Source organism: Leucobacter edaphi (assembly GCF_016522535.1).
Taxonomy (GTDB): Bacteria; Actinomycetota; Actinomycetes; order Actinomycetales; family Microbacteriaceae; genus Leucobacter; species Leucobacter edaphi.
In genome coordinates this window covers 38,688-53,530 of the sequence record NZ_JAEHOI010000002.1, presented here as the reverse complement: position 1 = coordinate 53,530, position 14,843 = coordinate 38,688, and the positions used below count along the sequence as shown (strand labels likewise).

Genomic DNA, 14,843 nt, shown 5'->3' with positions numbered 1-14,843 from the left:
CACTAGGCTGGACCATGGTACGGCTACGGAGCCCCACCCCTGGCCCGTTTCCGCCGTCCTCGAATATCGAACGAGAGGAAGTCGCTTTGTCAGAGCGCACGGAGGCTACCGGTTCCGGAAGCCCCGCAGGAGATTTCGGAGCTAACGCCTGGCTCGTCGACGAGCTGTGGAAGCAGTACCAGACCGACCCGAGTTCGGTCGATAAATCTTGGTGGCCGGTCCTCGAGAAATACGGCGCCCAGCAGACCGAGAGCGGAAGCGGCGCCGCGGCGCCGCAGCAGCCGGCGGCACACGCCGCGTCGGCGCCCGCGGCTGCACCGGCGGCTCCCGCGGCACAGGCGGCCCCCGCCGCACAGTCGGCCCCAGCAGCACAGTCGGCCCCAGCAGCAGCAGCGCCCTCCGCCACGTCGGCGGAGTCGCGAGCCACCGGCCCGCAGACGACGCCGATCACCACACCCGCGCAGCCGGCGCGCACCACGAACGTCGCCCCGCGCGTCGCGCCGATCCCGGCCGACGCGCCGCGCGCACGCGCCGCGGCGAGCGACGCCGAGGAGGACACCTCGGACGTCGTCACGCCGCTGCGCGGCATGGCCCGCTCGCTCTCGAAGAACATGGATCTGAGCCTCTCGGTTCCGACCGCGACGAGCGTGCGCACCATCCCGGCGAAGCTCATGATCGACAACCGGATCGTGATCAACAACCACCTGCGCCGCAGCCGCGGCGGCAAGGTCTCCTTCACCCACCTCATCGGCTGGGCGATCATCCAGACCCTGCGCGAGTTCCCGAGCCAGAACGTGTCGTACGCCGATGTCGATGGCAAGCCTTCGATCGTCGCCCCTGCGCACGTGAACCTCGGTATCGCGATCGACCTGCCGAAGCCGGACGGATCACGGTCCCTCCTCGTCCCGTCGATCAAGCGCGCGGAAACGCTCGACTTCAATGAGTTCCTCGCCGCGTACGAGGACCTCGTGAAGCGCGCCCGCTCCAACGAGCTCGGTGCCGCCGATCTGCAGGGCACCACGATCTCGCTCACGAACCCGGGCGGCATCGGCACGGTTCACTCGGTGCCCCGCCTCATGCCCGGCCAGGGATGCATCATCGGTGCTGGCGCCCTCGAGTACCCCGCCGAGTTCCAGGGCGCGTCAGAGGACGTGCTCACGAGCCTCGGCATCTCGAAGACGATCACGCTCACGAGCACCTACGATCACCGCGTCATCCAGGGCGCAGGCTCCGGCGAGTTCCTGAAGCTCGTGCACGAGCGCCTGATCGGCGGCCACGGCTTCTACGAGGAGATCTTCGCCGCGCTGCGTATCCCCTACAAGCCCGTACAGTGGGCCTCCGACATCCACGTCGACATCTCCGGCGCCGTCGACAAGACGGCCCGCGTGCAGGAGCTCATCAACTCGTTCCGCGTCCGCGGCCACCTCATGGCCGACGTCGATCCGCTCGAGTACGTGCAGCGTTCGCACCCCGACCTCGAGATCGAGACCCACGGGCTCACGTTCTGGGATCTCGACCGCGAGTTCGTGACGGGCGGCATCGGCGGCAAGCGCACGATGAAGCTGCGCGACATCCTCGGCGTGCTCCGTGACTCCTACTGCCGCAAGATCGGCATCGAGTACATGCACATCCAGGATCCCGCGCAGCGGCTCTGGATCCGCGAGCAGGTCGAGGTGCCCTACGCCAAGCCGAGCTCGGACGAGCAGATGCGCATCCTCGAGAAGCTCAACGAGGCCGAGGCCTTCGAGACCTTCCTGCAGACGAAGTACGTCGGCCAGAAGCGCTTCAGCCTCGAGGGAGGCGAGTCGGTGATCCCGCTCGTCGACGCGATGCTCATCGACGCGGCGGAAGACGGCGTCGACAGCGTCGACATCGGCATGGCCCACCGCGGCCGCCTCAACGTGCTGTCGAACATCGCCGGCAAGACCTACGGCCAGATCTTCCGCGAGTTCGAGGGCGCCCAGTCGCAGAAGGCCGGCTCGGGCGACGTGAAGTACCACCTCGGCACCTCGGGCGTCTTCACCGCCCCGAACGGAACCCAGGTTCCGGTGCACCTCGCCGCGAATCCGTCGCACCTGGAGACCGTCGACGGCGTGCTCGAGGGCATCGTCCGCGCGAAGCAGGACCTCAAGCCGATCGGTTCGTTCACCACGCTGCCGCTCATCATCCACGGCGACGCGGCAATGGCCGGTCAGGGCGTCGTGTACGAGACCCTGCAGATGTCGCAGCTCCGCGGCTACCGCACGGGCGGAACGATCCACGTCATCATCAACAACCAGGTCGGCTTCACCACGCTGCCGCTCGACTCCCGCTCCGCGGTCTACTCCTCGGACGTCGGCAAGGTCGTGCAGGCGCCGATCTTCCACGTGAACGGCGACGACCCCGAGTCCGTGGTCCGCGTTGCCCGCCTCGCGTACGAGTTCCGCCAGCGTTTCCACAAGGACGTGATCGTGGATCTCGTCTGCTACCGTCGTCGCGGCCACAACGAGGGCGACGATCCCTCGATGACCCAGCCCCTGATGACGGACCTGATCGAGGCCAAGCGCTCGACCCGACGCCTCTACACGAGCGCGCTCGTCGGCCGCGGCGACCTCACCGAGGAGCAGTACGAGACCGCGAAGCAGGACTTCCAGGATCGCCTCGAGCGGGCCTTCCAGGAGACGCACGCGGCGCAGACCGGTTCGATCCCGATCATCGATCAGAGCGGGATCGGCGTCATCCACCAGGCCGGCGGCCCCGGCCCCGCACCGATCGACACCTCGGTCGATCGCAGCGTGATCGAGCGCATCGGCGACGCCCACGGCAACATCCCCGAGGGCTTCACCGTGCACCAGAAGCTCCAGGCGCTGCTGAAGAAGCGCGTGGACATGAGCCGCGAGGGCGGCATCGACTGGGGCTTCGGCGAGCTGCTCGCGCTCGGATCCCTGCTCATGGAGGGCACCGCGGTCCGCTTCGTCGGCCAGGACGCCCGCCGCGGCACCTTCGCCCAGCGCCACGCCGTATTCCACGACCGCGCGAACGGCCAGGAGTGGATCCCGCTCCTCAACCTCTCCGAGGAGCAGGCCCGCTTCTGGATCTACGACTCGCTGCTTTCCGAGTACGCGGCGCTCGCCTACGAGTACGGCTACTCGCTGCAGCGAGAGGACGCGCTCGTCCTCTGGGAGGCCCAGTTCGGCGACTTCGCGAACACGGCGCAGGCGGTCATCGACGAGTTCGTCTCCTCCGCCGAGCAGAAGTGGGGGCAGCAGTCGTCCGTCGTGATGCTCCTCCCCCACGGCTACGAGGGCCAGGGCCCCGACCACTCGTCGGCGCGCATCGAGCGATACCTCCAGCTGTGCGCGGAGAACAACATGATCGTCGCGCGCCCGTCGACCCCGGCGAACTACTTCCACCTGCTGCGCCGCCAGGCGTACGCGCGCCCCCGGAAGCCGCTCGTCGTGTTCACCCCGAAGCAGATGCTGCGCCTGCGGGGCGCGACCTCGCCCGTCGAGGACTTCACGTCCGGCACGTTCCAGACGGTCATCGACGACGAGCTTGCCTCGGCGAACAAGCAGGCCGTCGAGCGGGTGCTCCTCGTCTCGGGCAAGATCTACTACGATCTCCGCGGCCAGCTCGAGAAGAACCCGGATCCCCGCGTCGCGCTCGTCCGTGTCGAGCAGTTCTACCCCGTCCCGGCTGGCCCGCTGGCCAGGATCCTCACCCAGTACCAGGGCGCCGAGCTTGTCTGGGTGCAGGACGAGCCCGAGAACCAGGGTGCGTGGCCGTTCATCTCGCTCGTGCTCGCACGACACCTGAAGAACGACAAGATCCGCGTCGTGTCCCGCGTCGCCTCTGCGGCGCCGTCCACGGGCTCCGCGAAGGTGCACGCGCTCGAGCAGGAGGAACTCCTGAAGCGCGCGCTCAGCTTCGACGCCCAGCACGCGCAGCAGTAGCGGGGTGGGCTCGACACCCCACGCAGCCTAGGCTCATTGCGAGGAGGATTCCCATTTGGGAGTCCTCCTCGCGGCGTTATTCCCCGGACTGAGCAGACGAGGCGATCAATTCCGGCCGCGCCTCAGCCTCTTGGGCAGCTACGAGCCGCGCGAATCGCGTTGCGAGTCCGCCCCACGTCGTTTCGAGCGCTCCGTCCGACGCGCGCACCTCCGCGGTCACCTGCTCCGAACTTTTCGAGACCGCCGCGAGCGAGCCCGGATCGCCTTCGCCCCACCCACTTACGGTGCCGCTGAGTGCTTCGGGGTGGAATTGCACACCCCAGGCTGCCTCGCCAACCCGGTAGGCCTGGATTCCGCAGCCGGGGCTACTGGCAAGCGGGGTCGCGCCCGCCGGGAGCTGGATCGACTCGAGCCAGTGCCACTGGACCGCGGGAACGCGCAGCCCGGACAGCTCCGCGAAGAGCGGGTCTTTGCGTGCCGCTTCGGTCTCGATCGATATCTCGGACAGACCGATCTCGGGGCCAGCGGGATTCTCACGGACCTCCCCTCCGAGCGCGACCGTCAGGAGCTGCGATCCCAGGCACACACCGAGCGTGGGGATCTCGCTCTCGACCGCGGTGCGGAGCAGCTCCCGAGTCGCCGGAAGCCATGGCGCGGTTTCATCGTCACTGGGCCCCATGGCCCCACCGAGCACGACGACACCAGCGTATCCGTCGAGTTTGGTCGGGACAGGGGCAGCGGCTGCTGGCCCGACGACGTCCGGTGTAACGCCGGCAGCGAGGAGCCGGTCGGCGAAGTAGTTCAGCCCGGCATCGGGATCGTGTTGCACGACGAGCACTCGAGCGACCATGTGGAACCTCCTCTGCACGATCATCCTCGACCGTGCCGCAATTCACGCCTGTGGGAACCGAGCGTGTAGAGGATCGCCCGGTGAGGACAAGATTAGCGGGATAGGACCGGGAATTTTGCACCCTCGGCGAGATTCCTGTCCTTATTGGGCACCCAACCAGTTAAACTGTCACGGAAGACTTTCCACAACCCCGAGGAGCGATCAATGACGACGTGGCGCATGCCGATCGAAGGACACGAGCAGGAGCGCCTCTGGCTCGCCTGGCCCACGAGCGGCTACACGCTCGGCGAGACCGAGGCCGAGGCGGAGGAAGCCCGGCGCACCTGGGCCGCCGTCGCGAACGCCGCGAGCGAGTTCCAGCCGGTCACGGTCGTCGTGAACCCTGGTGATGAGGCGATCGCCGCGAAGTACCTTTCCGGCCAGATCAACCGGATCTCCGCTCCGCTCGACGACGCCTGGATGCGCGATATCGGCCCGAGCTTCGTGATCGGCGACGACGGCACGCTCGGCGCCGTGAACTTCGTGTTCAACGGCTGGGGCGGCCAGGACTGGGCCAGCTGGGACAACGACAAGAACATCGGCAAGATCGTCGCCGAGGCCGCGGGCGCCACCCGCATCGACTCGGAGATGACGAACGAGGGCGGCGGGATCCAGGTCGACGGTACGGGCCGCGTCGTGCTCACCCGCACCGTGCAGCTCGATCCGGGCCGCAATCCCGGCTGGACCGAGGAGCAGGTCGAGGCGGAACTGCTCCGCACGATCGGCGCCGACCGCGCCATCTGGCTCCCCCGCGGCCTCACCCGCGACCACGACACCTTCGGCACGCGCGGCCACTCCGACATCCTCGCCGCGTTCACCACCCCTGACGTGCTGCTGATGCACCGCCAGGACTCGCAGTCGCACCCGGATCACCTGATCGCGAAGACGAACCGCGAGGTCGTCGAGCAGTACAAGAGCCACCACTCCGATACCTTCGAGATCCTCGACCTGCCCGCCCCCGAGGCGCTGCGCGACGAGGAGGGCTTCGTCGACTACAGCTACATCAACCACGTCGTGATCAACGGCGCCGTCCTCGCCTGCGCGTTCGACGACCCCGCCGACGACCGCGCGCTCGCGACGCTGCGCGAGGTCTACCCCGGCCGCGAGGTCATCGGGATCGACGCCCGCCCGCTGTTCGAGCGTGGCGGCGGCATCCACTGCATCACGCAGCAGCAGCCGAAGATCGGCTAGCTGGCGACGCGCGTGTCAAGCGCGCTGGGGCCCGGGAGCGATCCCGGGCCCCACTGCGTTTGGCTCCCCAGAGCGAACCCTGAGACCCCAGAGGGGCGCCCGGGCCGGGCCATGAGACTCACTCCACCTAGGCATCGAGCGAGAAAGCGCAGATCAAGTAGAGAATTCCGATCGTGGGGATTCCCAGGAGCGGCAGCGGTGATGCCCACTTCCGGCTCGTGAGATAGATGCCCCCGATCAGGATCGTGAAGAACGCGATCATATACGGCCCGTAGACGGCGCTCACCATGATCAGGTTAAAGAACGGTCGCGGCCGTCCATCGGCGGCCGCGTAGCTGAGGAACCGGCCCAGTAGGCTCATCAAAAGCGCGAACGGAATGACGCCGATGATGCCGGCCACGTAAAACGTGATCCGCAATCCCAGCGGAAAGTCGTGCTCGGGGTCCTCTTGCATCTCGTTCCTTTCACGAAAGGGTCGAGGCGGTCGAACAACGCTCGCGACGCCTCCAGAGAAGTGCGCTGCAGCCCAGCACCTCGCCCCACTGCCCTCGCCGCGAAATCACGGTGCCGGATTCGTGCTCGGCGTCACGATCGTGAAGAAGATCGTCTGGGCGCGAGGAGGAGCATCCGTGAACGCCTCGACCATCAATGAGTAGTGCTCTCGGGAGTAATAACGGGTGAAACTCTCCGTGCCTGCGGGGGCTTCCCGTTCCTCGTTGCGCTTCCAGCCCTGATCCTTCAGCCACGGGTCCAGATCATCGGCCACGACGGTCGGAGTCCGAGGTCCCCCCTGCCGGAGATCGACCATCGTGTCCCAGATGTAGTACTTCGGCCACTCCTTGTAGTTCATATTTGCCGCGCGAGTGCCGGCAGCGGCCGGGCCAGCGTCCTCGATCTCAGCCTTCGGAATTTGCGCAAGGATCTCCTCGCCCCACCCGCGAGCCTTCGCCATGTAGCCGTCGAGTTGTTTCTGCTGCTCCACCGCCTGCGCCGCCTTTTGTTCCTCACTGGTGCAACCCGCCAGTAGAACGAAAATCAGGCACGCCGACAGCACGGCCGCAAGTGTGCTCCGTTGCTTCATCATCACTTCACCTCCGAGAATTCGAGGGAGGATCTCCGCTCCTCCAATTGCGTCGCCCCTACTGAAACTCGGCCCTCTCCTCCCGACCCAAGGGAACATGTTCGAGGTGTCCGTTCGCTTCGCTCCTCCGCGAAGCTAATGGGAGGGAAGCTCTGCAGACTGCTAGGGCCCACACGCATCCCCAGAACAGCAGCCAGATCGCGGGGATCCCGAGAAGCGGCAGTCGCGGGGTGGACGCCACGCTCTGGAGCACGTGCCGCGAACTCATTTTGCCGGGCTGGTCGGCGGCGTCACGATCGTGAAGAAGATGTTTTGGGCACGAGGCGGCGCTTGAGTGTATGCCTCGACCATCAACGTGTATTGCGCTCGAGAATAGTAGCGAGTGAAACTCTCCTGATTGGGAGTGTCTTCCCGTTCCTCGTGTCGCTTCCAGCCCTGGTCCTTCAGCCAAGGATCCAGTTCATCGGCCGCCTCCGTCGGCGTCCGTGCCCCGGTCGGTTTCAGCCGGACGATTGTGTCCCAGATGTAGTACTTCGGCCACTCCTCGTAGTTCATATTTGCCGCGCGAGTGCCGGAAGCCGCTGGACCGGCGTCCTCAACCTCGGACTTCGGGATCTGCGCGAGAATCTCTTCGCCCCACCCCTCAGCTTTCGCGATGTATCCGTCGAGTTGCTCCTGCTGCTGCGCCACCTGGGCCGCTTTTTGTTCTTCGCTCGCACAGCCCGTCAGCAGCCCGCAGAGCGCACCCGCTGAAAGCAGGGCCGCAATAGCTCTCCGTCGCACGATCATCACTTCACCTCCGACAGTTCCGATTGGGCACATCGCGTTCCTGTCGCCACCGCGCGACTTTGCTTCGCCTCACGCTCAATGAGCCGATTGCCCGAACTCAAGACGTCCACAAATCCAGTACCTTTCTCGTTTGAATACGAATCCCTTGCCGAGAAATCAACCAAAGAAGATTTGCAGAGCGTGTTCAGAATGAGGCGGATGGTTCCACGCACATCAAGCCCGATACGCATGTCCTTCGAGACTTCGCGCTTGGGAATCTCTCGTATCTCATCCATTCCCCAGAGGTGAGGGTGCGGCGAAGAGCGCGCCGTGGCTCGGAGTGTGGGCGTCACACTCCTCAACTTGTTCCGCCGCGACATCAGGATGTCGTGTTTATATTCGGTGTCAGAGCAATGATCCCGCCTCCCAACTCATCGGCCTGCGCCACATATTCGTCGAGGATCTTCTGTTACTGCGTCACTCGTGTCGTCCCCAGCTCTCCGTTGGCACAGCCTGTCATGAACGTGCAGAACACGCCTGCCGACAGTACGGCTACGACCACTCTTCGTTGCATGGCGATCACTTCATTTTCGACAGAACCTTGATGTTCGGCATCAGACCTCCTCATGGCAACAAAAAAGAGGCCGGCATAAATGCCAGGCCCCCCCCTGTGTGGTTGAGCCTAGGTCGGACTCAGAGCGAATGCAAAATTAAGCCTAAGAATGTCACCTGATTCGTCTCTGTCCAAGGTTCGCCTCAATACTCCGCAACCAGGCAAAACCCATGATGTGCTTGAAGTTCACAACGAAGACCCTCACGCCCCACCCTCGAACGCCATCGCGCACATCCAATGCAGCCACTGAGATCGGCCTCGATCCTGCCTCAATATCCCGCTCGATCTGGGGGCCCGCTGCAACATTGCGCGACGGCGCCCTGAGCCGTCGACGGCGTGGAAGCGACCAACTCTTAGGGTTCACTGATCTTGGCGGACACCCAGATCAGAGCACCGATCACGCCTCGGGCAGCGCGTCGGCCTCCGCCCGAAGCGCGGCCCGCACCGCGGCGAGCGCGGGACGCGATCCCGCCGACTCGCGCGCCGCGGTGAACACGGTGCGGTGCGGGTCGCCGGGCAGCGGGATCAGCCGCACCTCGGGGGCCCCGCGGTAGTGCACGAGTCCGGGCAGCAGGGCGACCGCGTTGCCCGATTCGATGAGGCGCAGGTGGGCCTGGAGATCCGCGGTCTCGAAGCGGATGTCGGGCTCGAAGCCCGCGCTGCGGCACGCCTCGAGCGTCCAGTGACGCGACGCCGCACCAACGGGCTCGAGCACCCAGGGCAGTTCGGCGGCGTCGGCGAGACTTTCGATCCCGTCGAAGATGCCGTCGCTCGTGCCGAGGCGGGGCACGCCGAGCATGAGTGGATCCCTCGTGAGCGGCTCGCGATCGAGGCCCTGGAAGTGGGGTGCGGCGTGCCCGGGATACTGCTCCGCAACGACCAGGTCGAAGCCGCGCGCCCAGGTCTCCTTGAGCCCGGCGGCCGGCTCGTGCTGGACGACCTCGATTCGCAGATGAGGGTGGGTTTCGCGGAGTCGCTCAAGCGCCTGCGGGAGCAGCGCAAGGAGAGCCGTCTGGAACACCGCCATGCGGACCGTCCCGGAGACCTCCGCGTGCGCGAGGTGCAGTGCGGCCTCGGCGCGCTCGAGACCCGCGAGGAGCTCCTCCGTTTCGGCGACAAGCGCCTCGGCTGCAGGAGTGAGTTCGAGCGTTCTGCCCGACTTGAGGAGGAGCGGCACGCCGGCCTCGCGCTCCAATTGCGCGAGCTGCTGCGACACCGCCGAAGGCGTGTAGCTCAGCGCCTCCGCGACGGCGACGATCGTTCCGCGCGCGTTCAGTTCCCACAGCAGGCGCAGCCGTTTCATGTCGAGCATCCGGCCCCCAAGATCATTAAGTTTCTCTGAACTCTATCGCAAAGAAACAATCGCTGTACTTCATGCTTCAAGAGCGGGACACTTACGCGTAAGACCAGCTTTAGGGGTCGGCCAGCTCGCGATCATCCACGCGAGTTTCGAGCCCGTCCCCCTCCGAACACTGAAAGGCCGCGATGCCCGCCAACACCCCCGTCGTCACCGCCGTTCGCCCCCAGGATCTCGCGGACGACGCGATCAAGCTCGTCCGCCGCTGGCTCGCAGAGGCCGCTGAGTTCCCCGTCGACGCCTCGGCGGCCCGCCTCGCCGGCGTCCTCAAGGATCCCAACGGCCTCGACTTCACCGTCGGCTTCGTCGACGGCGTCGTTCGCCCCGAGGACTTCGACGTCGCCGCGAAGAAGCTGAGGGAACTCGTCCCCCTCACGCCCGGCTTCCTCCCTACCCCGATGCGCGGGGCGATCGGCCTCGGCGGCGCGTTCGCGAAGCCCCTCCCCGGCGTCGTCGTTCCCATCGCCCGCAAGGTGCTCCGCCAGATGGTGAGCCACCTCATCATCGACGCGAGCGACGCGAAACTCGGCCCGGCGATCGCGAAGATCAAGCGCGACGGCGTCCGCCTCAACATGAACCTGCTCGGCGAGGCGATCCTCGGCCAGGGTGAGGCCGAGCGACGCCTCGCGGGCACCCACAAGCTCCTCGACCGCCCCGACGTCGACTACGTCTCGATCAAGGTCTCCTCGACGGTCGCCCCCCACAACCACTGGTCCTTCGATCAGGCCGTCGATCACATCGAATCCCAGCTCGTTCCTCTCTTCGCGAAGGCGGCGAAGTCGAGCCCGAAGAAGTTCATCAACCTCGACATGGAGGAGTACAAGGATCTCGACCTCACGATCGCGGTCTTCACCCGGATCCTGGATCGCCCCGAGTTCCTGAACCTCGAGGCCGGGATCGTGCTCCAGGCCTACCTCCCCGACGCTCTCGGCGCCATGATCAAGCTGCAGGAGTGGGCCGCCGCGCGCGTCGACGCGGGCGGGGCGCCGATCAAGACCCGGATCGTGAAGGGCGCGAACCTGCCGATGGAGCAGGTCGACGCGGCCCTCCACGGCTGGCCGCTCGCCACCTGGGGCACCAAGCAGGACTCCGACACCAGCTACAAGGCCGTGCTCGACTACGCACTCGACGCCGAGCGCGTCAAGAACGTGCGCGTCGGCGTCGCGGGCCACAACCTCTTCGACATCGCGCTCGCGTGGCTGCTCGCCAAGGCGCGCGGCGCAACGAGCGGGATCGAGTTCGAGATGCTGCTCGGCATGGCGACCGGGCAGGCCGAGGCCGTGCGCCGCGAGGTCGGCGGCCTCCTCCTCTACGTGCCCGTCGTGCACCCCGAGGAGTTCGACGTCGCGATCGCGTACCTGATCCGCCGCCTCGAGGAGGGCGCGAGCCAGGAGAACTTCATGTCGGCCGTGTTCGAGCTCAACGACAGCGCGCCGCTGTTCGAGCGCGAGAAGGAGCGGTTCCTCGCCTCCCTCGCCGACCTCGAGGCGATCACCGCCGACGGCGATCCCGCGAACTACCGCGTCCCCGCGCCGAATCGCGTCCAGGATCGCCGCCACTACGACGAGGCCGGCGCCGAGGCGCGCGTCGACGCCCTCGTTGCCGGGGCGTACGAAGCGTTCGAAAACACCCCTGACACGGATCCCGATCTGCCGGGCAACCGCGAGTGGGGCCGCGGAATCGCGAGCCGCATGGTCGGATCCGAGCTCGGCAACGCGACGGTCGCAGCCTCGCGCGTCGAGAACGAATCGACGCTTAACGCGATCATCGAGCGCGGCATCGCCGCCTCCGAGGGCTGGCGCGCGCTCGGCGCCGACGAGCGCGCCCGCATCCTCTACCGCGCGGGCGAGCGGCTCGAAGCCCGCCGTGCCGAACTGCTCGAGGTCATGGGCTCCGAGTGCGGAAAAACCCTTGATCAGGGCGACCCCGAGGTGTCCGAGGCGATCGACTTTGCCAACTTCTACTCCGCGCTCGGTCAGGAACTCGAGCGCGTCGACGGCGCCGTCTACGAGCCGTCGCGCCTCGTCGCCGTGATCCCGCCGTGGAACTTCCCCGTCGCGATCCCCGCTGGCGGCACGCTCGCCGCGCTCGCCTCCGGTTCCGCCGTCATCATCAAGCCTGCCTCGCAGTCGGCGCGATCCGGCGCCGTGATGGTCGAGGCGCTGTGGGAGGCCGGTGTCCCGAAGGACGTGCTGCAGATGGTGCAGCCCGCCGACCGCGCGCTCGGCTCGGCGCTCGTCTCCGATCCGCGGATCGATCGCCTCATCCTCACGGGCGCATACGAGACCGCAGTCGCGTTCCGCGAAATGCGGCGCGACCTGCCGATCCTCGCCGAGACCAGCGGCAAGAACGCGATCATCGTGACCCCGAACGCCGACCTCGACCTCGCCGCGAAGGACGTCGCCCAGTCGGCATTCGGCCACGCCGGCCAGAAGTGCTCGGCCGCGTCGCTCGTGATCCTCGTCGGCTCCGTCGCCACTTCGAAGCGCTTCCGCAACCAGCTCCTCGACGCCGTCAAGTCGCTCAAGGTCGGCACCCCCGAGAACCTCGAAACCCAGATGGGCACCGTGATCGCGGCCCCGTCCGGGAAGCTGCTACGCGGCCTCACCCAGCTCGAACCCGGGCAGAGCTGGGAGATCCAGCCGCGCGAACTCCCGAGCGACAGCCCGCTCGCCCGCGATCGCGACGGCAACAACAAACTGTGGAGCCCCGGCGTGCGCTCGGGCGTGCAGCGCGGCAGCGAGTACCACCTGACCGAGTACTTCGGGCCGATCCTCGGCGTCATGACCGCGAAGACCCTCGACGAGGCCATCGACATCGTCAACGACATCGACTACGGCCTCACGAGCGGCCTGCACTCCCTCGACTCCGACGAGCTCGCGCTCTGGCTGCGCCGCATCCAGGCGGGCAACCTCTACGTCAACCGCGGCATCACCGGCGCGATCGTGCGCCGCCAGCCGTTCGGCGGCTGGAAGAAGTCCGCGATCGGCGCCGGCACCAAGGCCGGCGGGCCGAGCTACCTGCACGGCCTCGGCACGTGGCATGACGCCGAGCCCGTCGCCGCCGGTGCGCGTGCGCCGCGCGGTGCGGCAGGGAAGCTCCTGGTCGCGGCGGAGCGATCCGGCATCGGGGCGAGCGATCTCGCCTGGCTGCGCGGGGCACTCGCCTCGGATGCCGCCGCGTGGGAATCGGAGTTCGGGATCAACCGCGACGCCTCCCAGCTCGGGATCGAGCGGAACGTGCTCCGCTACCTGCCCGTGCAGGTGACGATTCGCGCGACCGCCGACGCCGAGCTGCGTCACGTCGTGCGCGCCGCCGCTGCGGGCCTCGCCGCGGGTGCGCAGCCCGAGCTCAGCACGCCGATCGCGCTGCCGGCCGAGATCCAGAGCGCTCTCCAGGCCTCGGGCGTCACCGTGTACTTCGAGGACGACAATGCCTGGTCGGCGCGTCTCGCGGCGCTCGCGGCCCGCGTTGGGCCGAACGCCTCGGCTCGCGTCCGGATCGTCGCGGGCGACTCCCGCGACGACGTCGTCGCCGCAGCCCACGAGGCGACCGGCGGCAAGCCCGACATCGCGATCTACGGCGGCGAGGTCGTCTCCGCCGGCCGCGTCGAGATGCTCCCGCACCTCCACGAGCAGGCGGTCTCCATCACGGCGCACCGCTTCGGCACCCCCAACCACCTGAGCGACCGGGCGATCTGATGACCGAGTGGATCAGCACCAGCGACTACCACACCGCGGGAGAACCCTTCCGGATCGTGCACGAGGACTCCCCCGTACCGCCAGGAACCACCGTCGGCGAGCGACGCATTGCCGCGATCTCCGACGGCGGCGGGGCCGACACGATGCGCGCGCTGCTCTGCAACGAGCCGCGCGGACACGCCGACATGTACGGCGGCTTCATCGTTCCCCCGAACCCGGCGCCGGAGGGCGGCGAGGCCTCCCACTTCGGCGTGCTCTTCTGGCACAAGGACGGCTTCTCCACAGCCTGCGGGCACGGCACGATCGCGCTCGGGGTGTGGGCGACCGATACCGGCCTCGTCGAATCGGATCCCGACGGCGTCACCGAGGTGCGGATCGACGTGCCCTCCGGCCCCGTCTCCGCGTTCGTCGAGCGGAAGGACGGGCAGCTCGTGCGTGCCACGTTCCAGAACGTGCCCTCGCACGTGATCGCCCGCGGGATCCCGCTGTCCACGTCGCTCGGCGACGTGACCGTCGACATGAGCTTCAGCGGCGCGATCTACGCCTCCGTTCGCGCCTCCGACCTGGGACTCACCGTGTCGCCGGAGCACTACACCGAACTCATCCGGCTCGGCCGCGAGATCAAGTGGGCGCTCAACGACAGCCCCGAAGCCCAGCACGCCGACGACCCCCGCCTCTCCGGCGTGTACGGCACGATCCTGTGGGATGACCTCGGCCGCGGCCCCCTCGGCCCGCGCCAGCGCAACGTCACCGTCTTCGCCGACGGCGAGGTCGACCGCTCCCCCTGCGGCTCCGGGACCGGCGCGCGCGTCGCGCTCCTCGCCGACGACGGGACGCTCACCCCCGAGGACGCCCTCGAGCACCGCTCGATCGTGGACACCGTCTTCGGCGCCCGCTGGACCCCCGGTCCCGTCCGCGCCGACGGCACCGCGAGCGTGATCCCCCGCGTCTCCGGCACCGCCTACCAGACCGGCGAACAGCAGTTCATGTTGGACCCGAACGACAAGCTCGGGGTCGGATTCACGCTGCGATAGGTGCGCCCCCCGAGGGGATCGCGCGCGCGAACGCGCGCTCCCGGTGCGCCGGCTCCGGGGCCGGGGCCGGTGCCGGTGCGTGCACTCGGCACCGGTGCGTGCGCTCGGCACCGGTGCGTGCGCCCGGTCAGCGCGTGCGCCCGGTCAGCGCGTGCGCTCGATCAGCGCGTGCATTAGATAAGCAATGTGCGTTAAATAAGCCAAGAATCGCCAATTTGGGCTTATTTAACGCACATTGCTTATTTTGTGAACACATTGCGGGCAGTGTGACCGGCCG

At 67.4% G+C, this 14,843-nt stretch carries 10 protein-coding genes; 4 read left to right on the top strand and 6 right to left on the bottom strand.

Annotation, left to right across the window (positions count from 1 at the left end; genetic code table 11):
• The first annotated feature begins 86 nt into the window (after positions 1–86).
• Positions 87–3,932: a multifunctional oxoglutarate decarboxylase/oxoglutarate dehydrogenase thiamine pyrophosphate-binding subunit/dihydrolipoyllysine-residue succinyltransferase subunit gene (locus JD292_RS01565; protein WP_233613215.1), complete on the top strand. Its 3,846-nt coding sequence runs from the start codon at positions 87–89 to the stop codon at positions 3,930–3,932.
• A gap of 76 nt (positions 3,933–4,008) precedes the next feature.
• On the opposite strand, the gene JD292_RS01560 is transcribed toward JD292_RS01565, so the two are convergent.
• The gene (locus JD292_RS01560) at positions 4,009–4,782 is read right to left on the bottom strand and encodes a type 1 glutamine amidotransferase (protein ID WP_233613213.1); all 774 of its coding nucleotides are present in this window, start codon (positions 4,780–4,782) and stop codon (positions 4,009–4,011) included.
• A gap of 204 nt (positions 4,783–4,986) precedes the next feature.
• On the opposite strand from JD292_RS01560, the gene JD292_RS01555 reads away from it, so the two are divergent.
• Positions 4,987–6,012, top strand: coding sequence for an agmatine deiminase family protein (locus tag JD292_RS01555; RefSeq protein ID WP_200130988.1), 1,026 nt, complete (start codon positions 4,987–4,989; stop codon positions 6,010–6,012).
• A gap of 127 nt (positions 6,013–6,139) precedes the next feature.
• Here the strand turns inward: JD292_RS01555 and JD292_RS01550 are convergent, their stop codons facing one another.
• From JD292_RS01550 to JD292_RS01530, 5 genes are all read right to left on the bottom strand, one after another.
• A complete protein-coding gene (locus tag JD292_RS01550) occupies positions 6,140–6,466 on the bottom strand; it encodes a hypothetical protein (RefSeq protein ID WP_200130987.1) in 327 nt (108 codons plus the stop codon).
• 105 nt (positions 6,467–6,571) lie between these two features.
• Positions 6,572–6,994: a hypothetical protein gene (locus tag JD292_RS01545; RefSeq protein WP_200130986.1), complete on the bottom strand. Its 423-nt coding sequence runs from the start codon at positions 6,992–6,994 to the stop codon at positions 6,572–6,574.
• A 363-nt stretch (positions 6,995–7,357) separates the two neighbouring features.
• Complete coding sequence (locus tag JD292_RS01540) at positions 7,358–7,885, bottom strand: hypothetical protein (RefSeq protein WP_200130985.1); 528 nt, start codon at positions 7,883–7,885, stop codon at positions 7,358–7,360.
• Entirely contained in the window at positions 7,882–8,157 is a 276-nt protein-coding gene (locus tag JD292_RS01535; RefSeq protein ID WP_200130984.1) for a hypothetical protein, read from the bottom strand. The genes JD292_RS01540 and JD292_RS01535 overlap by 4 nt, the downstream gene beginning before the upstream one ends.
• Positions 8,158–8,871: 714 nt before the next feature.
• Positions 8,872–9,786 (bottom strand): LysR family transcriptional regulator, encoded by a 915-nt coding sequence (locus JD292_RS01530; RefSeq protein ID WP_200130983.1) that lies wholly within the window; start codon positions 9,784–9,786, stop codon positions 8,872–8,874.
• 173 nt (positions 9,787–9,959) lie between these two features.
• On the opposite strand from JD292_RS01530, the gene JD292_RS01525 reads away from it, so the two are divergent.
• A complete protein-coding gene (locus tag JD292_RS01525) occupies positions 9,960–13,532 on the top strand; it encodes a bifunctional proline dehydrogenase/L-glutamate gamma-semialdehyde dehydrogenase (protein WP_200130982.1) in 3,573 nt (1,190 codons plus the stop codon).
• On the top strand, positions 13,532–14,566 hold the full coding sequence (locus JD292_RS01520) for a proline racemase family protein (RefSeq protein ID WP_200130981.1): 1,035 nt from the start codon (positions 13,532–13,534) through the stop codon (positions 14,564–14,566). Before JD292_RS01525 ends, JD292_RS01520 begins: the two co-directional genes overlap by 1 nt.
• Positions 14,567–14,843 lie beyond the last annotated feature (277 nt).